This is a genomic window from Acinetobacter sp. FDAARGOS_559, from assembly GCF_003940475.1.
Lineage (GTDB): Bacteria > Pseudomonadota > Gammaproteobacteria > Pseudomonadales > Moraxellaceae > Acinetobacter > Acinetobacter baumannii.
The window spans coordinates 4,183,885-4,207,397 of sequence record NZ_RKJG01000005.1; the positions used below are offsets into that span (position 1 = coordinate 4,183,885).

22 protein-coding genes and 2 pseudogenes are annotated in these 23,513 nt (G+C 38.4%); 6 read left to right on the top strand and 18 right to left on the bottom strand.

From position 1 onward, the window contains the following. Nucleotides 1–15: 15 nt before the first annotated feature. From EGS71_RS21735 to EGS71_RS22855, 4 genes are all read right to left on the bottom strand, one after another. On the bottom strand, nt 16–840 hold the full coding sequence (locus tag EGS71_RS21735; RefSeq protein WP_001021788.1) for an OXA-51 family carbapenem-hydrolyzing class D beta-lactamase OXA-64: 825 nt from the start codon (nt 838–840) through the stop codon (nt 16–18). Nucleotides 841–890: 50 nt separating this feature from the next. Further along, nucleotides 891–2,474 carry an IS66-like element ISAba25 family transposase gene (locus tag EGS71_RS21740; RefSeq protein WP_001094424.1) on the bottom strand — a complete coding sequence of 528 codons (1,584 nt, stop codon included), beginning with the start codon at nt 2,472–2,474 and terminating at the stop codon, nt 891–893. A 74-nt stretch (nt 2,475–2,548) separates the two neighbouring features. Continuing rightward, the gene (gene tnpB / locus EGS71_RS21745; RefSeq protein WP_000619347.1) at nt 2,549–2,884 is read right to left on the bottom strand and encodes an IS66 family insertion sequence element accessory protein TnpB; all 336 of its coding nucleotides are present in this window, start codon (nt 2,882–2,884) and stop codon (nt 2,549–2,551) included. Then, entirely contained in the window at nt 2,881–3,153 is a 273-nt protein-coding gene (locus EGS71_RS22855; RefSeq protein WP_227548262.1) for an IS66 family insertion sequence element accessory protein TnpB, read from the bottom strand. Before EGS71_RS22855 ends, tnpB begins: the two co-directional genes overlap by 4 nt. Nucleotides 3,154–3,560: 407 nt before the next feature. On the opposite strand from EGS71_RS22855, the gene EGS71_RS21755 reads away from it, so the two are divergent. Beyond that, nucleotides 3,561–4,121 carry an FxsA family protein gene (locus tag EGS71_RS21755; protein WP_001050730.1) on the top strand — a complete coding sequence of 187 codons (561 nt, stop codon included), beginning with the start codon at nt 3,561–3,563 and terminating at the stop codon, nt 4,119–4,121. 64 nt (nt 4,122–4,185) lie between these two features. Here the strand turns inward: EGS71_RS21755 and EGS71_RS21760 are convergent, their stop codons facing one another. After that, nucleotides 4,186–4,371 carry a hypothetical protein gene (locus EGS71_RS21760; protein ID WP_000192623.1) on the bottom strand — a complete coding sequence of 62 codons (186 nt, stop codon included), beginning with the start codon at nt 4,369–4,371 and terminating at the stop codon, nt 4,186–4,188. 258 nt (nt 4,372–4,629) lie between these two features. Between EGS71_RS21760 and EGS71_RS22590 the strand changes: the two genes are divergently transcribed. Next, nucleotides 4,630–4,878: a hypothetical protein gene (locus EGS71_RS22590; protein ID WP_000966850.1), complete on the top strand. Its 249-nt coding sequence runs from the start codon at nt 4,630–4,632 to the stop codon at nt 4,876–4,878. 123 nt (nt 4,879–5,001) lie between these two features. Here EGS71_RS22590 and metK read toward each other — a convergent pair whose 3' ends face one another. Continuing rightward, nucleotides 5,002–6,168 carry a methionine adenosyltransferase gene (gene metK, locus EGS71_RS21770; protein ID WP_001209544.1) on the bottom strand — a complete coding sequence of 389 codons (1,167 nt, stop codon included), beginning with the start codon at nt 6,166–6,168 and terminating at the stop codon, nt 5,002–5,004. 523 nt (nt 6,169–6,691) lie between these two features. On the opposite strand from metK, the gene tkt reads away from it, so the two are divergent. Next, nucleotides 6,692–8,680: a transketolase gene (tkt, locus tag EGS71_RS21775; protein ID WP_000211068.1), complete on the top strand. Its 1,989-nt coding sequence runs from the start codon at nt 6,692–6,694 to the stop codon at nt 8,678–8,680. Between the two features lie 54 nt (nt 8,681–8,734). Here the strand turns inward: tkt and EGS71_RS21780 are convergent, their stop codons facing one another. Next, on the bottom strand, nt 8,735–9,142 hold the full coding sequence (locus tag EGS71_RS21780; protein WP_000248284.1) for an OsmC family protein: 408 nt from the start codon (nt 9,140–9,142) through the stop codon (nt 8,735–8,737). A 214-nt stretch (nt 9,143–9,356) separates the two neighbouring features. Between EGS71_RS21780 and EGS71_RS21785 the strand changes: the two genes are divergently transcribed. Continuing rightward, nucleotides 9,357–9,947: a YceI family protein gene (locus tag EGS71_RS21785; RefSeq protein ID WP_000550331.1), complete on the top strand. Its 591-nt coding sequence runs from the start codon at nt 9,357–9,359 to the stop codon at nt 9,945–9,947. Nucleotides 9,948–9,992: 45 nt separating this feature from the next. On the opposite strand, the gene EGS71_RS21790 is transcribed toward EGS71_RS21785, so the two are convergent. Continuing rightward, the gene (locus EGS71_RS21790) at nt 9,993–10,583 is read right to left on the bottom strand and encodes a lecithin retinol acyltransferase family protein (protein ID WP_001187976.1); all 591 of its coding nucleotides are present in this window, start codon (nt 10,581–10,583) and stop codon (nt 9,993–9,995) included. Nucleotides 10,584–10,768: 185 nt separating this feature from the next. Between EGS71_RS21790 and EGS71_RS21795 the strand changes: the two genes are divergently transcribed. After that, nucleotides 10,769–11,515, top strand: a complete 747-nt coding sequence (locus tag EGS71_RS21795) for a phosphodiester glycosidase family protein (RefSeq protein ID WP_000699306.1) — start codon at nt 10,769–10,771, stop codon at nt 11,513–11,515. Nucleotides 11,516–11,550: 35 nt separating this feature from the next. On the opposite strand, the gene EGS71_RS21800 is transcribed toward EGS71_RS21795, so the two are convergent. From EGS71_RS21800 to putA, 6 genes and pseudogenes are all read right to left on the bottom strand, one after another. After that, a complete protein-coding gene (locus EGS71_RS21800; protein WP_000011679.1) occupies nt 11,551–11,781 on the bottom strand; it encodes a hypothetical protein in 231 nt (76 codons plus the stop codon). Nucleotides 11,782–12,029: 248 nt separating this feature from the next. Then, entirely contained in the window at nt 12,030–13,115 is a 1,086-nt protein-coding gene (trmA, locus tag EGS71_RS21805) for a tRNA (uridine(54)-C5)-methyltransferase TrmA (protein WP_000204669.1), read from the bottom strand. Between the two features lie 103 nt (nt 13,116–13,218). Further along, nucleotides 13,219–13,443, bottom strand: a pseudogene (locus tag EGS71_RS21810) (GrpB family protein); the annotation flags it as partial. Nucleotides 13,444–13,450: 7 nt separating this feature from the next. Next, complete coding sequence (locus EGS71_RS21815; protein WP_012308653.1) at nt 13,451–14,419, bottom strand: IS30 family transposase; 969 nt, start codon at nt 14,417–14,419, stop codon at nt 13,451–13,453. A gap of 111 nt (nt 14,420–14,530) precedes the next feature. Further along, nucleotides 14,531–14,782 (bottom strand): annotated as a pseudogene (locus EGS71_RS21820) (GrpB family protein); the annotation flags it as partial. A 105-nt stretch (nt 14,783–14,887) separates the two neighbouring features. Further along, nucleotides 14,888–18,640: a trifunctional transcriptional regulator/proline dehydrogenase/L-glutamate gamma-semialdehyde dehydrogenase gene (gene putA, locus EGS71_RS21825; RefSeq protein WP_001094962.1), complete on the bottom strand. Its 3,753-nt coding sequence runs from the start codon at nt 18,638–18,640 to the stop codon at nt 14,888–14,890. 124 nt (nt 18,641–18,764) lie between these two features. Between putA and EGS71_RS21830 the strand changes: the two genes are divergently transcribed. Continuing rightward, nucleotides 18,765–19,253, top strand: coding sequence for an Lrp/AsnC ligand binding domain-containing protein (locus EGS71_RS21830; protein ID WP_001014233.1), 489 nt, complete (start codon nt 18,765–18,767; stop codon nt 19,251–19,253). A 33-nt stretch (nt 19,254–19,286) separates the two neighbouring features. Here EGS71_RS21830 and putP read toward each other — a convergent pair whose 3' ends face one another. From putP to EGS71_RS21850, 4 genes are all read right to left on the bottom strand, one after another. Beyond that, entirely contained in the window at nt 19,287–20,777 is a 1,491-nt protein-coding gene (putP, locus tag EGS71_RS21835) for a sodium/proline symporter PutP (RefSeq protein ID WP_000119796.1), read from the bottom strand. Between the two features lie 406 nt (nt 20,778–21,183). Next, entirely contained in the window at nt 21,184–21,891 is a 708-nt protein-coding gene (locus tag EGS71_RS21840) for an SIR2 family NAD-dependent protein deacylase (protein WP_085946747.1), read from the bottom strand. A gap of 93 nt (nt 21,892–21,984) precedes the next feature. Beyond that, a complete protein-coding gene (gene gcvH / locus EGS71_RS21845) occupies nt 21,985–22,359 on the bottom strand; it encodes a glycine cleavage system protein GcvH (RefSeq protein ID WP_001016343.1) in 375 nt (124 codons plus the stop codon). A gap of 38 nt (nt 22,360–22,397) precedes the next feature. After that, nucleotides 22,398–23,423, bottom strand: a complete 1,026-nt coding sequence (locus EGS71_RS21850; protein WP_000705518.1) for an AraC family transcriptional regulator — start codon at nt 23,421–23,423, stop codon at nt 22,398–22,400. Between the last annotated feature and the right edge of the window lie 90 nt (nt 23,424–23,513).

The window sequence follows — 23,513 nt, forward strand, 5'->3', positions numbered from 1 at the left end:
GGCTATAAACTAACTCTATAAAATACCTAATTGTTCTAAACTTTTATAAGTAATCTCTTTTCGAACAGAGCTAGGTATTCCTTTTTTCATTTCTAAGTTAAGGGAGAACGCTACAATATTCCCTTGAGGCTGAACAACCCATCCAGTTAACCAGCCTACTTGTGGGTCTACATCCCATCCCCAACCACTTTTTGCGTATATTTTATTTCCATTCTTTTCTTCTATGAATAACATGGATTGCACTTCATCTTGGACTTTTGGGCTAAATGGAAGCGTTTTATTAGCTAGCTTGTAAGCAAACTGTGCCTCTTGCTGAGGAGTAATTTTTAAAGGACCCACCAGCCAAAAATTATCGACTTGGGTACCGATATCTGCATTGCCATAACCAACACGCTTCACTTCCTTAGACATGAGTTCAAGTCCAATACGACGAGCTAAATCTTGATAAACCGGAATAGCGGAAGCTTTCATAGCATCGCCTAGGGTCATGTCCTTTTCCCATTCTGGGAATAGCCTTTTTTGCCCGTCCCACTTAAATACTTCTGTGGTGGTTGCCTTATGGTGCTCAAGGCCGATCAAAGCATTAAGCATTTTGAAGGTCGAAGCAGGTACATACTCGGTCGAAGCACGAGCAAGATCATTACCATAGCTTTGTTGAGTTTGGCCTTGTTGGATAACTAAAACACCCGTAGTGTGTGCTTCGTTAAATAAATTTTTAATTTTCTCTCCTTTTTCATCAGATTTTGAAGCGCTGTGATTTGGATTAGCAGTCACTATATAAGGTGAGCAGGCTGAAATAAAAATAGCGCTTGTTATAAGTAAGAGTGCTTTAATGTTCATAAGACTTATAAGATTGAATGTAAGCGTCCGCTGAATCCCATACCTATTTTTTAATTCGATTTAGGTTTCCAGCAGTGCGGCAGTAACTCTTCAATCTGGGTCACTTTATGTGTCGGTAACCTTTTCAGCACATCACTTAAATAGGCATACGGATCCAGCCCATTCAGCTTTGCTGACTGGATTAAAGTCATGATGTTTGCCGCTCGCTGACCACTGCGCAGCGAACCTGCAAACAGCCAGTTCTTGCGCCCCAACGCCCAGGGACGCATCTGATTCTCTACCCAATTGTTGCATATCGGTAGATTGCCATCATCCAGATAGCGGCTTAAGGCTGGCCAACGCTTCAGAGTGTAATTGATGGCCTTGGCGGTGGGAGAACTCGATGGCACTGTCAGATGATGTTGGTTGAGCCATTCATATAGTTGTTGCATCACTGGTTGACTATGCTGTTGTCGGTATTCGCGGCGGTCTTCCGCTGTACCATCGGTCTTTTTCCTGAGTTCTGCTTCTATCGCATACAGTTTCTGAATCAGCACCAATGCCTGTTCAGCGACCTGACTTTTCCCGGTCACATGCAGTTCATGGAATTTACGACGTGCATGGGCCATGCAGCCGACCTCTATGACCTGGCCTGATTTAAAGCGTGCTTTATAACCACTGTAATCATCACAGACTAGATTGCCCTGCCAGCCTTTCAAGAACTCTGCAGCATGCTGGCCTGAACGACTATCCTGAAAGTCATAGATCACCGCCTGAACTGGATTGTACTGTGTGGTGGCATAGGCCCAGACATAACCTTTCTTCGGTTTTTTCTCATTCTCACCCATCCGCATGATGGTGACCGGTGTTTCATCTGCATGCAGCACCCGCTGTTGCAGCACCACCTCTTTTAAGGCATTGGCCAGAGGTTCCAGTTCTACACCGCAGCGACCTATCCAGTCAGATAAAGTTGATCTAGAAAGTTCGATTCCCGCCCGCTGATAGATCAGACGTTGACGGTACAGCGGCAAATGATCGGCATACTTCGATACCAGCACATGGCTGAGCAATTCAGGTGAAGCAATGCCTTTATCAATCACATAGGCGGGCATCGCTTGCTGAGTCAGAGTGTCACACTGATCACAGACCCATTTACCACGCACATGCTGTTCCTTATAGAACTGTGCCGGTCTGAAATGCAGTTTCTCACTGACATCTTCGCCGATACGACGGAGTTGGCATCCACAAGTGCATTGGGTTGATGCAGGTTCATGCTCAATACGGATGGTGTGTAGATGATCTGGCAGTGGTCGACGTTTAGGTTTATTGGTTTTGGCTTTCTGTGTCGCTGCATCGGTTTTATCTGCATTTAATCGTTCTAATTCCAGATCAACAGCAGCAATATCTTCTTCAACCGCTTCATCCCATAGGTGGATTTGTTTTGCCGTTAAGTGTTCATTCTTTTGGGCGAATTTGTGCTTTTTAAACAGCGCCAGTTCATGCTCGTATTTTTGATTGAGAATAGAAAGATGTTGAACTTTGGCATCCAATTGTTGGTTTGATTGTGCTAGAGACTGATGCTGCATCGCCAACTGTCTGGTGAATTCCAGCAGTTGTTCATGGGTCAGTTGGCTTAAGTCAGGCAGCGTATTCATGACCGCAGTATGCCTGAGGTCATGAAGAGAATGAAATAGAACGTTTGGAGGATGGCAGAATGGTCGAGCTTGGTTTAGAGCATATTCACCACTTGCTGCAATCCAATTCTCTGCCAGGGCAAACCTTGGATTAATGCCTGTAACTGTTCCGGGCTGAGGGCCACGGTTTCACCTTGGTGAACTTGAGCCCAGTGAAATTTACCCTGTTCCAAACGCCGGGCACACAGCCAGATGCCCAGTCCATCATGTACCAACACTTTCATACGATGACCACGTTTATTACAGAACAGGTAGGCGCAATGCGGTTTGATGTAGCCAAAGGCTCTCACCACCTGAGCCATGACAGTATCCATTCCTGCTCGCATATCCATGGGCTGGGTAGAGAGCCAAATTTCATTGATACGGATCATGTTGCCAGTGCCTTGAGTAATTCTGCCAAGGCAGGTATTTCTGATGTCTGCCATTTTAGCTGAATATCATTATTCGTATGAGGCACGGTGATACACAACGTGATCCTCTCATCAATAGGTTGGCTGATTGCAGCAGTGTAAGGCAAAGCAATAAATGCTGGATTCACATGAGTAGGATCCTGCACGGCACCCTCATGATGGCTGAAGATCCTGATCCAACGACTGACAAGGTTGGCATTAATACTATGTTGCAGTGCGACCGAAGCGATCGAGGTATTAGGATTTTTACGATTGAATTTGAAGTTTAGCTAATTAATGTAACTTGAGTAGATCAATTATTAGATATCAAAAATGTAAGTTAAATTTTATAAAAAAGCTGCTAATAGATAAAAGCATCGGCCAATTCATGAAAAAATTGCAATCTTGTAGAAAAAACACTTGATAAAGTTGATATAGCACTCATTAATAATAGAGTATGACTGTTTTATTAAGTTAGAATCAGTCTTATTTATAGTATTGCAGAACCTTAGTTTAGCTATGATTTTAGGTTACAACAAAAACATTGTCTAAGCTTCGCAACTAAATTTAATCCATGATTTCAAATGAAAAATGGATGAGTTTAGTTAAGTAGTAACAACTGCAATGAATTTTCTTTTTGAGATAGATAAAGTTTTACATGAATTTACTTCTTATTGTGGTTCTGGGCGCGATTGTTGAAATTGCCGTATGGATTGGCGTAGCACAGTTCATCAGTGGATGGTATGTGTTTTTCTGGTTCATTATTGCTTTCTTTATTGGTCTAACGCTTATTCGTAATAGTACGGCTGGTATTATGCCGCAATTACAACAAATGCAGATGACTGGACAATTGGGTAATGATCCGACTGTGACTAAAAAATTAGCTTATGCTTTTGCTGGTTTTTTATTAATGTTGCCAGGTTTGGTATCGGATGTATTAGCGCTCTTAATTCTTATTCCGGGCGTACAAACTGCGTTTCGTAATATTGCAATGAGAACACTGGCAAAACGTCAGCAAGCCATGATGAATAAAATGATGGGCGGCATGGGTGGTGCAGGTGCTGGTCAAAACCCATTTGCAGATTTAATGCGTCAAATGCAGGATATGCAGAATCAACAAGGTGGTGGTAGCCAATATCATGATTCAAGTGTTATTGATGGCGAAGCGAGAGAAGTTACTCCAGACCACAAGAAAATTGAGCATAAAAATAAAGATTAATTAATCCATTATAAAAAAAAGGGCTTAAATCTAAAAGATTTAGGCCCTTTTTAATTTATAACAGTTAATCATCTGAAGTTTCAGCAGTACTTGCTTTTGCTTGAATCATCTCATTTTGATTATCTTGGAGCTTAGTTTGAGGTTGATACTGGTTTGAAGGCAGAGCTACTTGCTTGTTTTCAGATTGTTGATATTTTCGGCTTCTATTGGCTCTTTCACGAAAGCCACCTTTATTAATGAGCTGTGTCATAAATTCGCTTAGAAAATAAAATATATTTCTATTTTAACAAATTCAACAAAATATCAAAATAAGAAAAATAGTGCTAAAAAAATAATATTTAGTCTATCTCTTTGTATAAATTAAATATTTGAAATTTGAACGGATTGTTCATTCAGATTGAATTATCTTTTCATTTCACATAGGATAAATATAAAGGATGTATAAATTTAAAAATGTAGCAAACCTATTAAAACAACAACGGTTGAAGTGAGGGAAGGAGGGTTACCTATGCTATATCAATATCATTGTGCTTGTTGCGACAAAGTTGTGGCATCAACTGATAAATCATGTCCATATTGCGGTTCACACCATATTCGTAGTCCATATGGCCTATGGATGTTTTGTGTGATGGCTTGTCTAGCAGTTGTTGTCGTATTCAAAGTTGTTCATCTTTATATCCAGAATCATCAAGACACACCTGTGCAATCGACTCTGTTAGATGTATTAAATGAAGGTGATAAGAGCACAAAACAATAATATTGCTTAATACTCACTACATGCCTTTAAATAATGTATGTTGAAGGGGCTGTTGTTTAATTTTAATCAAATACAAAAATAATAAAAAAGCCCGCTAAAGAGCGGGCTTTTAATATAATCAGCTTAAAGGCCTGCGGCATCTTTAAGTGCTTCAACTTTATCAGTTTTTTCCCATGTAAATGCAGTATCTGAACCTTCACGACCAAAGTGGCCGTAAGCAGCTGTTTGTTTATACATAGGTTGAATTAAGTTAAGCATGCGAGTAATACCAAACGGACGTAAATCGAAATGTTCACGTACTAACTGGATAATTAACTCATCAGAAACTTTTGCAGTACCAAAAGTATTGATTGAAATAGACGTTGGCTCTGCAACACCAATTGCATAACTCACCTGAATTTCACATTTGTCCGCAAGACCAGCAGCAACAATATTTTTAGCTACATAACGACCAGCATACGCAGCTGAACGGTCTACTTTAGATGGATCTTTACCAGAGAATGCACCACCGCCGTGACGAGCCATACCGCCATAAGTATCAACGATGATTTTACGGCCAGTTAAACCACAGTCACCCACAGGCCCACCGATAACAAACATACCAGTCGGGTTAATGTGGAATTTAGTTGCTGCATGGAACATTTCAGCAGGAATGATCGGTTTAATAATTTCTTCAATTACAGCTTCTTTAAGCTGAGTTTGAGTAATTTCAGGATCATGCTGTGTAGAAAGTACTACTGCGTCTAAACGTACAGGTTTGCCATTTTCATAAGCAAAAGTTACCTGACTTTTTGCATCTGGACGTAACCATGGTAATGCGCCTGAACGACGAAGTTCAGCTTGGCGTTCCATTAAACGGTGAGCATAAGAAATAGGGGCTGGCATAAGCACGTCGGTTTCACGGCTTGCATAACCAAACATTAAACCTTGGTCTCCAGCACCTTGGTCTTCAGGTTTTTGGCGGTCTACACCTTGTGCAATCTCTGGTGATTGTTTACCAATCATGTTGATTACAGCACAAGTTGAACCATCAAAGCCTAAATCTGAATGGTGATAGCCGATACCGTTAACAGTTTGGCGAACAACAGCTTCTACATCAATATTCGCAGTTGTTGTGATTTCACCTGCAAGTACAACAGCGCCTGTTTTTACCAGTGTTTCACAAGCAACACGTGCGTATGGGTCTTCTTTTAAGATTGCATCCAAAATAGCGTCGCTAATTTGGTCGGCCATTTTATCGGGATGACCTTCGCTTACAGATTCCGAGGTAAAAACAGCGTACTCGCGCATGAAAGTCCTATCTTGGTTATTTCAAAAAGACATAATATGTTACATCGACTTGAGCTTGAGGACCAGTTCATACTGACTAAAAAGCATGAATTTCTTTCATTTCTACGATGTTTTAATTGATATGTGTATCAGGGAAATTGATATAGATAGATAAAAATTAATCATTTTTATATTAGAGTTTTAATAAAATGTTTAAATTTTAAACATTTGATTTTGTTAAATATTAATCAAGAAGATTTAGACTATGAAGTGAAAGCTATAAATAAAGAAAATAAATACAACTCTATATGTTGATTAAGAGGAAGAAGCTTACAATCGTTGAGTATGGAAATAAGTATAAATACTATTGTTTTACACAGCTTAAGAATCTAAATGTTTTTTGAGTAACCAAGAAATAGTTAAAAATAAAGAAATATACAGTGTTGGGGTTTACCCCTAGGCATTTTTTTAAGACAATATAGCGGCATTGAATGGTTATTCATCTTCTTCTTTTCATCAATCTATTAAAATTGGATTCTGATCTATGACGACCCCTTTAAACGAACGTCGTATTGCAAACGCAATTCGTGTATTGGCAATGGATGCTGTGCAACAGGCAAACTCAGGGCATCCGGGTGCTCCAATGGGGATGGCAGATATTGCTGATGTCGTCTGGCGCGAGTTTTTAAATCACAACCCAAATAATCCACAATGGGCAAACCGTGACCGTTTTGTTTTATCAAATGGCCATGGTTCAATGTTGCAATATGCTTTGCTTCATTTAACAGGTTATGATCTTTCAATTGAAGATTTAAAACAATTCCGTCAATTGCACTCAAAAACTCCTGGTCACCCTGAATATGGTTACGCTCCAGGGATTGAAACAACGACAGGTCCTTTGGGTCAAGGTATTGCGAACGCTGTTGGTTTTGCATTAGCAGAAAAAACTTTAGCTGCTCAGTTTAATAAAGATGACTTAAAAGTAGTTGATCACTTTACCTATTGTTTCTTAGGTGATGGCTGTTTAATGGAAGGTATTTCTCATGAAGTATGTTCTTTAGCAGGTACTTTACAGCTTGGTAAATTGATTGCTTATTATGATGACAACGGCATTTCGATTGATGGTGAAGTAGAAGGCTGGTTCAGTGATGACACTGAAGAGCGTTTCAAGTCTTATGGTTGGCAAGTTCTTCGTGTAGATGGCCACGATGCTGATGCGATTCGTCAAGCAACAGTTGAAGCTAAAGCAGAAACTCAAAAACCAACGATTATTATTTGTAAAACAATTATTGGCTTAGGTTCTCCAAACAAGCAAGGTAAAGAAGACTGTCACGGTGCACCGCTGGGTAAAGATGAAATTACCTTAACTCGTGAAGCTTTAGGTTGGACTGAAGAAGCATTTGTTATTCCTGCTGATGTATATGCTGCATGGGATGCTAAAGCAAAAGGTAATGAAGCTGAAGCAGCTTGGAATGAAGTATTTGCTCAATACCAAGCAAAATATCCAACGGAAGCAGCTGAGTTACTTCGTCGTATTAGCGGTGACTTACCAGCAGAATTTTCAGCTCAAGCAGATGCATTTATTCGTGAAACAAATGCTAAAGCTGAAACTGTAGCAACTCGTAAAGCGAGCCAAAACACATTACAAGCATTTGGTCCTTTATTACCTGAATTATTAGGTGGTTCTGCGGACTTGGCAGGTTCTAACTTAACACTTTGGAAAGGTTGCCAAGGCGTTCAAGAAAACCCGGCTGGTAACTACGTATATTATGGTGTACGTGAGTTCGGTATGACTGCAATCGCTAACGGTGTTGCATTGCATGGCGGCTTCATTCCTTACGTTGCAACGTTCTTAATGTTTATGGAATATGCACGTAATGCGGTACGTATGTCTGCATTAATGAAACAGCGCGTGATTCATGTGTATACACATGACTCAATCGGTTTAGGTGAAGATGGTCCAACACACCAACCAATTGAACAAATTGCTTCTTTACGTGGCACACCAAACTTAAATACTTGGCGTCCTGCTGATACTGTAGAAACAGCAATTGCGTGGAAATCTGCTTTAGAGCGTAAAGATGGCCCTACAGCACTTATTTTCTCTCGTCAAAACTTACCATTCCAAACGCGTACTGAAGAGCAAATCCAAAATGCGGCAAAAGGTGGTTATGTTCTTGCTCAAGAGAAAGGTGAGTTGAAAGCAATTATTATTGCTACTGGTTCAGAAGTTTCTTTAGCAATGGAAGCTTATGCTCAACTTGAAGGTGTTCGCGTTGTTTCTATGCCATGTGCAGAAGAGTTCATGAAACAAGATGCTGCATATCGTGAAGCAGTATTACCAGCTCATATTCGTGCACGTGTTGCTGTAGAAGCTGCTCACGTTGACTACTGGTGGAAGTTTGTTGGTCTGGATGGCAAAGTAATCGGTATGACAACTTATGGTGAGTCAGCACCAGCAAAAGACTTGTTCCAATTCTTCGGTATTACAACTGAGGCTGTAGTTGCTGCGGTAAAAGAGTTAACTGCTTAATCTTTTGAGCAGAATAAAAAGCGTCCCGATTGGGGCGCTTTTTTTATAGAGTATTTAAATGTTAAGCTCAGTTTGGATCGTAATATTAGACGTTAAAAGCTTATGAATAGGGCAGTTTTCAGCAACTTTTAATAATCTTTTATGCTGATCCTCAGTAAATTCACCTTTTAGAGTAATTTTACGCTCAATATTATTTTGACCTGCTTCTGGATCACCATTTGGATTTAATGCTAAATCAACTTGTACATGCTCAATTTTGATGCCTTTGTGATTTGCATACATCTCTAGTGTAATTGTAGTGCAAGCTCCTAAAGCCGATAATAAAAGCTGAACCGGATTTGGAGCTGTATCTTGTCCACCTTTATCGGTGGGTTCATCTGCAAACCATTGATGACCCGAAGGATCGGTAAGTGTTACTCGATAAGGAGTTGAAGTACTTTGTGCTTGGGCAGTGTTAACCATGTTTTACCTTGTTATTTATCAATAAAATCGTAGTAAAAATTAATAAATCTGAAAGCTTCGAATAGAAGAATACCTATACTTTATAATATGGTTTTTGAATAACAACTGTAACGCTTTTATTGTTGCATGGATGAAACATATCGTTTTATAAAGAATAGTGAATTAAATTACTTGATGTATACACTAACGACTATATCAATAAAGGATACGAAAAATGCATCTTAAAACATTAAGCTTCGGTTTAGCAGTAGCATTGGCAAGTACAGTTACATTAGCTGCACCAGTGGACTATAAAATTGATCCAACACACACAGCTACTGTTTTCTCGTGGAATCACTTCGGCTTTTCAACTCCAAGTGCTAACTTCTCGGACATCCAAGGTGTAATTAAAGTTGACAATGCTAAACCAGCAAACTCATCTGTAAATGTGACCATTCCTTTAAGCAGTGTGAATACCAATGTACCTGCTTTAGATAAAGAGTTCCAAGAAGAAGCTTGGTTTAATGCGGCTAAATACCCAAACATTACTTTCAAAAGTACGAAAGTAGAAACGAAAGACAAAAAGCATTTCAAAATTACTGGTGATTTGACTGTTAAAGGTATCACTAAGCCAGTTGTACTTGATGCTGTCTTAAATAAGCAAGGCGAGCACCCAATGGCAAAAGTTCCAGCGATTGGTTTTAACGCGACAACTTCGTTCAATCGCTCTGACTTTGGTTTAGGTAACTATGTGCCGAATGTAGGTGATAAGATCACTGTAAACATTACAACTGAAGCAACTGCGGCTAGTGCAGCTAAAAAATAAGTTGTAAGTTTTCTAAAAAAGTCCTCAACTTGAGGACTTTTTTAATTAGATAGTTTCTTTTTTATCTGGTTCTATAAAGACTAAAGGTGAGGTTGGGTCTATATTTCTTTTTTCGGCTTTTTCTCTTAGAAATTGATAAGTCGGAATATTCATTTTTGCCTGATCACGTAATTTCTTTTTAATATAAAGAACAAGAGCAAAGCAGGTGGTTGCTACGGTTAGCATCATGCCATTCATATAGCTCATGATTGAACTCACGTAACCAATGGTGGTTAAACGATGCATCATACGCTCAACTTGAGTACTACTTTCGATACCAGTAATCGCCCAACTGCATAAATGCTCACAATTATTAATAATCAAATGATAATGGTTTTCATGCATACGTGAACGCATACGTCGTACAACAACTTTTCCTCTGTAGCGTGGTGCATCATAAGAACGTACATGAATTTTTTTGCCATGAGAAAAGGCATCTAGGGAAGTGATTTCAATGGGCCGTTTTTTGATGAAATGTGCGAGGCCTGAATAATGAATAACTCGACCTCTCCCAGCATAGATACCATGATGGCTATAGCCGAGATGTTTTACAATAAGATGAGCCCCTAAAGGGTAGCGTTTATTTGTTTGTTGCATATTCACGCTGATCCAATAAAGTTTAATCACTTTTATACAAAGCTGTGACTATTATAACGAATATAGTTGTGTTCTAGTGTATTGATTAGGTGGAATAAGCGACTTTCGGGTATATATCACTTCAAACATTTTTATTTAATAAAGTGTCTTTATGAAAATAAAATGACATCTAAGGTTTGGCATTAATGAAAATACTAGTACTGTGTATCGTGAACTTCATAATCTTTACACAATCCGCTTTAGCACTAGAGTATCGACAGATTAGAAATACTACTGATGATCAGTTTGAAGTAATTGAAATTTCTAATTTAGAACAATTACGCTTATTTCTGAAAAATCCGCAAACTGATCAATATTATAAAAGTTTCGACAATATTCAATATCAACTTAAAGCATGTGAACAGCTTACTTTTGCGATGAATGGAGGCATGTTCCATTCCGGTTTTTCTCCAGTAGGACTATATATTGAAAACGGACGAGAGAACCAGCCTTTAAATGAAGATAAAGGCTGGGGAAACTTCTTTTTGCAGCCTAATGGAGTTTTAGCATGGAATGACAAACAAGCCGTTATATTGACAACTGAACAATATAAAGCAAAAGTTTTTCAACCCGATTATGCTACGCAGTCCGGCCCTATATTAGTGATTAATGGCAAAATAAATCCCTTATTCCTAGCAAATAGCGATTCAAAGAAAATACGTAATGGGGTAGGTATAAAAAATAATAAGTTGTATTTTGTGATATCTAAAAATAGAGTGAATTTCTATAGTTTTGCTCAGTTCTTCCAAAAAAATCTTGAAGTCGAGCAAGCTCTATACCTTGACGGTTCTATCTCTAGTTTATATTTGCACAAGAATAATCGAAATGATAAAAGATTTAATATGGGACCTATTATTGGATGGGTGGATCAGGCAGATTGTAGACCCAAGTAAAATATAAAAAAGCCAGTACAAGACTGGCTTTTTAATTAATGAATAGATGGTTTTTGAGTGAGTTCATTTAACTCTTTTCGGCTATAACCACGGGAAATAAGAACTTTCTTGATTCCCTTAATGACATCTTCATCAGTCGCTTGCGCAAGCGCACTTAGAAGTTGTTCATTAGTTTTACATGAGCAGTCATTTTCAACACAAGCAGTTTGGTTTTTATGCTCGTTATGCTGTTGATCTGCCAAGAACAGCTTTTGCCAAAAACTCATAGAGCCTTCATATACAACCTAACATAGCTCGAAATATAGCCAATATAAATTAAAATACAAGACTCTATATGTGATAAATCCACCAGTTGAACTAGAGAATTTTCGATAGTAATGGTCGAGTTAAACGAAATTATGACGAATAGATGACTTGATATTTTTTTTAAATTTAAATACTTAATTAAAACACCTTGAAAAATAAGGAGATATTTAATCTCCTTATAAAATAGGGTTACATTGAAAAATTTTGTTTAAATCTTCTCAAGTAAGACACCAGACTCTACATGATGCGTATAAGGGAACTGATCAAATAAAGCAAACTTAGTAACGCGATGAGTTTGAGTGAGCGTTTTTAAATTTTCATATAAAGTGTCGGGGTTGCATGAAATGTAGATAATACGTTCAAAGCCCTGCAATAGTTTTAAAGTTTCATTGTCAATTCCTGCGCGTGGAGGATCAACGAATACCGTATCGAAGTCGTAGCTTTGAATATCAATATCTGCTTCTTGTAGACGGCGGAATTCACGTTCACCTTGATAGGCTTGAGTGAACTCTTCAGCCGAGAGACGTGCTACTTGAATATTATCAATCTGGTTCTGTTCGATATTCCACTGCGCCGCATAAACTGATGATTTTGCAAGTTCAGTTGCAAGCACTCTTTCAAATTTTAAAGAGAGTGGAAGTGTGAAATTACCATTACCACAATAAAGTTCTAACAGGTGTTTTTTTGATCCTTCAGCTGCATCACATGCCCATTGCAGCATTTTTTTGCAAACTTGTGCATTAGGCTGTGTAAAGCTACTTTCGATTTGTTTGTATTTAAATGAACGGTTTAAAAGTTCAAATTCTTCTACAACAAAGTCATCGCCAATAACAATTTTCTGGCCGCGGCTACGGCCCATAATTTTAATATTTAATTTTTCAGCAAGTGCTTTAGCTGCTTGTTCCCATTCCTGATTAAGCTTACGGTGATAAATCAAGGTAACTAACATTTCTCCGCTTAAAGTTGCGAGAAAGTCAACTTCAAATAAACGCTGAGAAAGTAAAGAGTTGGCCTTAAGTTCTGCTAAAAGAAGTGGCATTAAGTCATTAATGCTTTTATCTGCAATAGGAAACTCATCTATGTGTACAACGGTTTTTTGCTTGCCATCGTCATTACGTTCAAACATGGCATAAAACATATCATTTTCTGTATGCCAGATACGAAATTCAGCACGCATACGGAAATGTTGTTCAGGCGATTCAAACACTTCTAATGTAGGCGGTGTAAATTCAGAAAATTGAGTAGTAATGCGATCAATTTTAGCTTGAAGTTGTTGACGATAAGAAGAAGTCATAGACAAAGAAAATTTAGACAGAATCAAATGGTGAATGGTACCAAAAAATTGAGCTTAAAGGAGCCAATTTTAGTTAGTTATTCATAAAGAAAAAATACTTACACTAGGAGTGACTTAAAACGCGTTCAATAAAATTAGATTTTACTGCTCTATATTGGTCATGATCTAAGTAGGTGGACTGTAACTTTAATTGATTATATTCATTAACTAATGTTGGAGAAGCTATAAGCTTATCTCTAAAGGTTAAGAAAAATGTGAATATTGAACCGGTTACTACAACTTGAAAGGCAACATCATCGTTGTTGAGTGACTCGAGCATGCAAAGCTCGGCGAATTCAAACATGAGGTGCGACAGTTTCAAAAGCCATATGATAATCAACAAGCTGAGCAAATTTCTCTAATGGTGTAAGCCAATCTAACGCCTTTCTAGGACGAGTATTCAGTGACATGGCAACTTGATTTAAATAATGCTGATCTGCCTGATTTAAATCAATCCCTTTAGGTAAATATTGCCTAATTAAACCATTCATATTTTCGCATGTGCCTTTTTGCCAGGGTGAATGTGGGTCACAGAAATATACATCTATGCCTAAATCTTCTTCGAGTATTTTATGTTCTGACATCTCACGTCCACGGTCATAGGTCAACGTTTTACGCAGTTCTGCAGGTAAATATTTCAGAGCTTCAGTTAAAGCCTTGCGCACTGATTCTGCCTTTGCATCAGGTAATGTTGCCAAGATACAGAGCCGTGTATTTCGTTCAATAAGTGTTGCTATCGAACTTTTATTGTCTTTACCTTTAATTAAATCAGCTTCCCAATGACCCGGTATTTTTCTTTCTTGAACTTCGGCTGGGCGCTCATGAATAGTTTTAATATCCTGTAATATAGAATCTTTTTTAGGTTCACCGTTAGCTTTTCGCTTTTTATTTTCATGACGTAGACAGGATAATAAGTCTTTTTTCAACTCACCCTTGGGTAATGCTCGTATCGTTGAATAAATCGTTGTATGGCTTACATTCATTGTTTGATCCAAATCAGGAAATGTCTTTAAACGCTTTGCTATTTGCTGAGGAGACCATAAACAACGGATCGCTTCAACAATAAATTTCCAGAGGATTGAATCGATTTTGAGTTTTCTGTGACCACGTCTACGTCTAGCAAAAGTGTTATCAGAAGCATATTGAGCTTGATAAACGTCATTGATGCTATTTCTTTTAAGCTCACGATAGATCGTACTAGGATGTCTTTTAATAAGTTCAGCAAATTTTCTGGCTGAAAAGCCTTCTTTTCTTGACTCAAGCATTAATGCAGTACGATCTTCAAAGTTAAGATGATGGTATGACAATTTTATATACTCCATAAACCCTTTAAATTAATTAGGTGGTTTATGTCGCACTTCAAGTTTTACTCTGCCCTCATTTGTTCTTAATGTATTTTGCTTTTCTATAAAATTAAGCGTTTTTAACTGTTCTATTGCAAACTCAAATTGATCGGGTAGAACCTCAATATAAATGTCTAAATCACCTTTTGAGAATGCATTAGGTATTGCAGATGAACCTATATGCTCAATTTGGGCAGATGGTAGCAGAGCGGAAATTTGTTTTCGGTATAAGTTAAAAAGCTGAGTGCATCTTTTTTGGTATTGTTCTGGTTCAAAAAAAATCATTATTAAAAACTCAAATTGATAAAATTTATATATTTAAGAATAGATTATTTTATTAAACAAAAAAGCCCAAATATCGTAATTTGGGCTTTTTAGAAAATTACTTAATTATTCAGACATTGTCATTAAGCTTGCATTACCGCCAGCCGCAGCTGTATTTACGCTAATTGCACGTTCAATTACCAAACGTTCAAGTGGAATCGACTCATTTGGTTCAACATGAGTAATACCAACAATTGCGCCAGAACGGCTAGCAATTTCTTGCTGTAATGAGAAGATCTCTTCACGGTTGCCGTGATGTAAAACTGCATCAAAATCATCTGTAGTGATGTTTTTAATGGTAGTAATCGCATCAAGTACATCTTTTGGCAACGTTTGTTTATGTTTTGCCAATAATGGACTATTTGGCATTACAGCAGCTTGGCTGCCAACTGCAAAGATTGCAAGTAACTGATGCAATTGATCTTGTTCTGTATCAGCAATTGAAAGAACACGATGACGCGGCAAAATAATATATTGGTTACTTTCCCCAGTAGGGCCTTGTAACTCATAAAACTTACCAACACCAAAAGGTTCAATTTCACGGTTTGCTTGTGGTAAATGTTGTTTCGCCCAGTTTTGTAAGCTTTGATAAACCTCACGGTTAAAGCCGTCAAAAATGGTTTGCTCATTTTTTACCGCAAATGGAGTTGCTAATACTTTGTTAGAACAATGCTGCATTAAGCGATACATATAAAGAGGGCCACCCGCTTTAGGGCCTGTACCAGATAAACCTTCACCACCGAATGGTTGTACGCCAACAACAGCACCAACAATATTACGGTTGATATAAAGGTTACCCACTTCAGCATGTTGAATTACGGTTTGGATGGTTTCATCAATACGGGTATGCAGACCCATGGTTAAACCGTAACCTTTCGCATTAATTCTTGAGATGAGTTGCTCAAGTTCACCATACTTATAGGTAATGATGTGTAAAACCGGACCAAAAACTTCACGTTGTAAGTCATCAAGATTAGGAAGTTCAATTGCTGTTGGTACAACAAAAGTTCCTTTATCTAATTCTGTTTGGCTTGTTGCACCAAACATCAATTGATGTACCGGATAACCCTTCGATTTCATTTTCTGGATGTGCTGGTCAATCGTCTGTTTTGCTTCGTCATCAATAACAGGACCAATGTCAGTTTTTAAAATTGCAGGGTTACCTACGATCAACTGTTGCATTGCACCTTTAAGCATTTTAATAACGGTTGCAGCACTGTCTTCTTGTACACATAAAATACGTAAAGCAGAGCAGCGTTGACCTGCGCTATCAAAAGCAGAACTTACAACATCTAATACAACTTGTTCAGTTAAAGCAGATGAGTCAACAATCATTGCATTTTGACCGCCAGTCTCTGCAATGAGCGGAATAGATTGACCATTTTCAGATAAACGTTTTGCAACGGTCTTCTGTAAAATTTTTGCAACTTCAGTCGAGCCAGTAAACATAATGCCATCGATACGGCTATCTTGGCTGAGCTGAGCACCTACTGTTTCACCGCGGCCAGGAAGTAGCTGTACAGCACCATGTGGAATACCAGCTTCCCATAAAATCTGAACTGCTTGGGCTGCGATCAATGGAGTTTGTTCAGCTGGTTTAGCAATAACACAGTTACCACTGACTAATGCCGCAGCAATTTGACCTGAGAAAATTGCAAGAGGGAAGTTCCATGGGCTAATACAAAGTACAGTACCTAAAGGCTGAATAACTGTATTTGCAGGAAGATTTTCAACTTGGGTTGCATAGTAACGTAGGAAATCTACAGCCTCACGAACTTCTGCAATCGCATTGGCATAAGTTTTACCACTTTCACGGCAAAGTAATACCATCAACTCTTGAATACGGCTTTCCATGAGGTCAGCTGCGCGTTTTAAATATTGAGCGCGTTGATCCTTAGGCGTATTTGACCATTCTGACTGGGTTTGTTCAGCTGCAGTAAGAGCGATTTCGACATGCTTAAGATCAGCTTCTTGTACATAACCAACAATTTCATCATTTTGTGCTGGGTTTGTAATTGCAACAGAATGACCTTGTTCTAAAGAATCAGTATTAGCCAACAACGGATGGCTTTGCCAAATACGATTACGTAATTCTTGAGCTGTGCTATCTAAAGCTGCAAGTGGGGTGTCATTTGCTAAGTCATAACCTTTAGAGTTTTTACGAAGCGTTCCGTACATATCTAAAGGTAGTGGAATTGATGGATGTTTTAAACCAACTGAACCTTCAAGCTTAGCTGCATTACGAATATCATAAATTGGAGACTGGATAAGATCTTCAACTTTAAGTGTTTTATCGGCAATACGGTTAACAAATGAAGTATTCGCGCCATTTTCAAGTAAACGACGGACTAAATAAGCTAACAATGTTTCGTGGTTACCAACCGGAGCATAAATACGGCATGGCACGCCTAATTTATTTTGCTCACGTGGACCAACAACTTGTTCATAAAGCGGCTCGCCCATACCATGTAAGCATTGGAACTCATATTGACCAGCGTAATATTTGCTTGGATCTGCTAAATGATAGATCGTTGCTAAAGTTTGAGCATTATGCGTCGCAAATTGCGGATAAATAAATTCTGGTGCTGCAAGTAATTTTTTAGCACAAGCGATATAAGACAAATCAGTATGAACTTTACGCGTGAAGACAGGGTAGTCATCCATACCTTCGATTTGTGCTTTCTTAATTTCGCTATCCCAATATGCGCCTTTTACAAGACGGATCATCAGACGCTTTTGGCTACGCTTAGCAAGGTCAATAATATAATCAACCACAAAGAAGCAGCGTTTTTGGTAAGCTTGAATTACGAAACCAATGCCTTTCCAGTTCGCAAGTTCTGGCTCAAAACAGAGACGCTCAAGTAACTCAAGAGAAATTTCTAAACGCTCTGATTCTTCTGCATCGATATTTAAACCAATATTGTACTGTTTAGCTAAACGAGCGAGCTCAAATACTTTGCCGTAGAGTTCTTTGTGAACACGTTCAATTTGCGCACGTTGGTAACGTGGATGCAAAGCAGAAAGCTTAATTGAGATACCTGGACCATCATATACGCCTTTACCATTAGACGCTTTACCAATTGCATGAATGGCTTGTGTGTAATCATTAAAGTAGCGTTCAGCGTCATGGTCGGTTAAGGCAGCTTCACCTAACATGTCATAAGAATAGCGGAAACCTTTATCCTCAAGTACTTTTGCGTGGTCGACAGCTTCTTCGATGGTTTCACCAGTCACAAACTGTTCACCCATCATACGCATTGCAACGTCAACTGCTTTACGGATAATGCCACGGCCACTACGTGCTAAAAGGCCAGTAAGTACACTTGAAAGACTGGTTTGCTTTGGTGTTTCCATAAGCTTACCAGTTAACATGAGACCCCATGCAGCAGCATTCACAAACATTAAGCTGCTTTGGCCAACATGTTCTTTCCAGTTACCTTGATTGATTTTATCGCGAATGAGCAAATCACGTGTTGCTGTGTCTGGAATACGAAGCAAAGCTTCAGCAAGACACATCAAAGCCACGCCTTCTTGTGAAGAAAGAGAGAATTCTTGTAATAACCCTTGAACAATACCTGCTTTACCTGAAGAGGTCTTACGTTCACGTAAATTATGGGCAAGGTTAAATGCAAGGTCATAAATTTTATGATCTAAATCATCAGATACCGCAGCAGCTTGTAATAGCTCTTCTACAGCTTCAGGTTCGGCACGTCGCCAAGCTGTATTAATGCGTTGTTCAAACTCACTTTTATCGTTGAATTCGGTGATATAGCCTTGGTGAGATTTATCCATTTGATGAAAAGTATCCATTGTGTTCATATCTATTTCCGCCAACCAGCTCTCGTAAACTCATCTTGAGTAGAGAGGTTTAGATAATTTATCATTACAGAAGAAACACCGAATAACTCACTATATTTTGACCATTTTTTAGAGGAAAATTCAGATGAATGGCCCATTATTAAGCCTTGATCGCACCGATTTAAAAATTTTGGATATTCTTCAAACAGATGGGCGTATTTCCAACAGCAAATTAGCTGAACTCGTCAATTTGTCTCCAACAGCAGTTATGGCACGAGTGCAGAAGCTCACCAAAGATGAATTCATCTTAGGTTATGAAGCTAAATTAAATCCGGTTAAGTTAAATGCAAATTTTTTGGTTTTTGTTGAAGTCTTACTCGATAAAACCACACCTAATGTTTTAGATGAGTTTATTGACGCAGTCGTGCACTATCCAGAAATCGTTGAATGCCATATGGTCAGTGGGGGATTTGATTTTTTAATTAAATTACGCAGTGGAAGTATGGAGGAGTTTCGACGTATCGCAGGGCAAGTGCTATGGCAATTACCCGGTGTAAAAGAGACTCGTAGTTATCCCGTGATGCAAGTTGTGAAAGATAGTTCAAAAATTAAAATCAAAACTAAAAATAAATAAAGGGGCCGAAGCCCCTTTATTTATTTCAATGAGTTATGTACTTTCTTTATAGAGTTTATCTGCTTGCTCAAAGCGACCAGTCACATCAGAGTTTGGCGTTTTGCTGATCAAGCTTACTACGATGATGCTGATAAATGCACAGATAAAGCCTGGAATAATTTCGTAAACCCCAGTGCTTGCGAAAAGGTTTTTCCAACCGATTACAACAACAGCACCTACGATCATACCTGCTAAAGCACCTTCTAAAGTCATACGTTTCCAGAACAATGACAAGATGATGAGTGGTCCAAATGCAGCACCAAAACCAGCCCAAGCGTAAGCAACAAGACCAAGAACTTTACTGTCAGGATTCCCCGCAAGCACAATTGCTAGAACGGCAATTGCAAGAACCATGATACGCCCAACCCATACAAGCTCTTTTTGAGATGCATTTTTACGAATGAAGCCTTTGTACAGATCTTCAGTTAGTGCACTTGAACATACCAAAAGCTGACAGCTTAATGTACTCATAACCGCAGCTAAAATAGCAGCTAGAATGATACCGACAATCCATGGATTGAATAAAATTTTAGTCAATTCCATAAATACAGTTTCAGGGTTTTTGCTTACCACACCTGCAAGTTCAGGGTGTTGCTGGAAGTAAGCAATACCAAAGAAACCGGCACCGACAGCACCGACTAAACATAAAATCATCCAGGTCATACCGATACGGCGAGCAGCAGGAATTGATTTTACAGAGTCAGCAGCCATGAAACGTACAAGGATATGCGGTTGACCAAAATAGCCTAACCCCCAAGCCATGGAAGATAAAACGGCCACCACACTTAAATCAGAAATGATGTTAAATGCATGTGGACGAGCAGTTTCAATAAGCGTCACAAACTGAGTTGTGTCACCAATTGCGAGGTAAGTCACTATTGGAGTGAGCAAGAGGGCAAAAATCATTAAGCCCGCTTGGAAAGTATCAGTCCAGCTAATTGCTAAGAAACCACCAATACAAACATAACTGATTGTTGCAATAGCACTTAACCAGATTGCGGTGGTATATGACATACCGAATAAATTTTCAAATAAACGGGCACCAGCTACCATGCCTGAAGCACAGTAAATAGCGAAGAAAACCAAGATAATAACGGCAGAGAAAATACGAAGTATCTTTTTCTGGTCATCAAATCGACTTGTAAAATAGTCTGGCAGAGTGAGTGCATTATTTTGGATTTCAGTATGAACGCGTAATCGACCAGCAACCAGTAACCAGTTAAGCCAAGCACCGATAATTAGACCAATTGCAATCCACGCTTCAGATAAACCAGAAAGATAAATCGCTCCTGGTAAGCCCATGAGTAACCAACCACTCATGTCCGATGCGCCTGCGGATAATGCAGTAACGAAACTGCCTAAACTACGACCACCAAGAATATAATCAGAGAAGTCGCTTGTAGCACGGTAGGCAAATAAGCCGATAAGTACCATTGCTACGATGTACACCATAAACATGATGAGGGTGGGATCAAAATAACTCATAATGGATGTGTGTCCTTATATCCATAATCCGTGATTGTAACCTAATCCAGGTCGCTGTTTTCTTGTACGGCATTTCAAGAGGTTGAGATTCAACCATAAAAGAATTTTTTTGCTCTGTTATCTTTGTGATGTATTTTATGTATCTTTGTGTAAACAAGTGTAAATTTGATTACATATTATATTTAGTTTAATGAAATCAATTAATTATAAATTTAAAATAATATCAAAACTTATTAAAAAACTAATAATATAAAAAAACTAAGAGCTAAATTCAGTTTTTTAGTTACAAAAATAGTAATGACAGGGTGCCTTTTAAGAAAAGTTATTATTTAGATGAATAATTTCTCATCAATTTTACGCGAAAAAATGGTTTTAATAAGAAAAAAAGAATATCAAAAGAGGAATATTAACTCGTCAATTGATTAAATAACTCGTGCATACCTTCTGTAGCCGTCATATTTAATAATTTATATTGAGGTGGAACACGAGAATGATCTGCTTGGGGATCTATGTAATACGCTTTGGTATAATGAGGAATCTCATGGACCAAGGCGGCAACTGGATATACGCTTAATGTCGAACCGATTACAATAAAAATATCAGCACTTTGTACTAAACGAATTGCTTCTTCATAAGCAGGTACAGCTTCACCAAACCAAACGACATGAGGGCGAAGCGGGTAACCATCTGGACAAAAGTCCTGTTCTAAATCGAGCTTCCAACCATTAACTTCATAAAATTGAGTTGTATATTGTGCATCTGGCCCAGAACTTTTCGCTAGTCGAATATTGCCATGTAGATGTAAGACATTTTGGTTTCCAGCACGCTCATGTAAATCATCAATATTTTGTGTAATGACTTGTACATCATAATGGTCTTGTAGCTTAGCAATATATTGATGAGCTTCGTTTGGCTGGGCTTCTAAAATATTTTTACGACGTTCGTTATAAAAGCGTTGAACTAAAGCTGGATTTCTTTCCCATGCTTTGGGAGTCGCAACTTGTTGTATATCATAATTTTCCCAGAGACCATTACTATCGCGGAAAGTACGAATTCCACTTTCTGCACTCATACCGGCGCCGGAAAATACCACAAGTTTTGTCATATGAATGATCCATTATGAATTTGGTTTTTAAATCTGATCTATACATATATAAAAAAACCAGTTAAATCTAAACTGGTTTTTTTATTAAAAACTATATCTATATTATAGACCAGCTTCATACTCTGCATTTGTTAAAAGTTTTTCAACATCTGCAATATTGTCTGGTTTGATTTTATAAATCCAGCCTTTGCCATATGGATCTTCATTTACAAAATCCGGGTCATCTTCAAGATCAGTATTAACTTCTACTACTGTACCAGAGACAGGGGCATGAATATCAGAAGCAGTTTTAACTGATTCAACAACTCCGGCTTGTTCGCCAGCGGTTACTTGGCTACCCACTTCAGGAGTTTCAACATAGACCAAATCTCCAAGCTCATCTTGTGCATGGTCGGTAATCCCTGTAATAACAAGGTCTCCTTCAATTTTTACCCACTCATGTGTACGTGCATACTTCAATTCTGAAGGATGGTTCATGATAACTCCTTAAGCTTGTGTCCAATATTTTAATAACATTATAAATAGGGGTCTTTGCGCCAGTTGCTCGGACTACGACCGCTCCAGCGTTTAAAAGCGCGACTGAAATTTGCGACATCCGAGTAACCAAGTTCATCTGCAATTTGTTCAAGACTATAATCTGTACGCGAAAGCAGAGAGGTCGCATGACGATATCGAACTTCATCTACTAAAGTAGAAAATGAAGTACCTTCGGCTGCCAATTGTCGCTTTAAGGTACGATCTGACATATGTAAATATTCTGCTACACTTTCTATGCTTAAGTAATGTTGTTCCGAATTACTTAAAATATCACGTACACGCATGGCTAGACGTCGGCGTTCACCTAAAGCAGAGAGTTCAGCCTCGCATTGGTTAATAGCAATTTGACTTGCGATTGGATCTGAATTAATTAATTTAAGACCTAAATATTTTTTATCAAAACTAGAGATTAGATGAGGCTGGTTAAACCGAATAGTACTGCTTAGTTTGCTCTTATATTTATCAAAGCCTGCTGGTTCTGGAAAGTCTAAATCAACATCGCCTGCTAAATCTTCAATACCTGTCATAGCTTTAGCCATGGTCATAATACCAATAGTTAAACCTAAAACGATCTCAGTACGAAGAGGCTCTAACTCAATATCACATTGCAATTGTAATGTGGCTTTTGGTCCGAAAGTAGAAAAATATAATTGTAAAAAAGGTAAGCGTAATTGGATAAAACGGGCAGCGAGAGCAATCGCTTCTGTAATATCTTTTGCTGTCATTATCGCGTAGCCAATAAATCCGTGAATGGAAATACGCATTTGAGTGCCAATATGGTAACCCAGTGTACTTTCACCGGTAAGATTTAAGGCATGTTTGACCAGCTCATTTGCTACGAGTGTTGAAATACGATATTCAGGATCGGCCAATTGCTCACTAGTAAGATGAAAAGGAGCAAATAATGTTTCATCGTTGTATCCCCAACGTGAAACTACATCTAATAGCAATAAGCCATAGACTCCTGGAATACCTTGATCTTGACGAGCTGAGGTAATTTTCATATGCGTTCCGTTGCTCTCATCAATTTTCTACGTGCATTTCTTACACATCTTGTCATGAAATATAATTTGAGTTTATAAAAACTGTTAGAC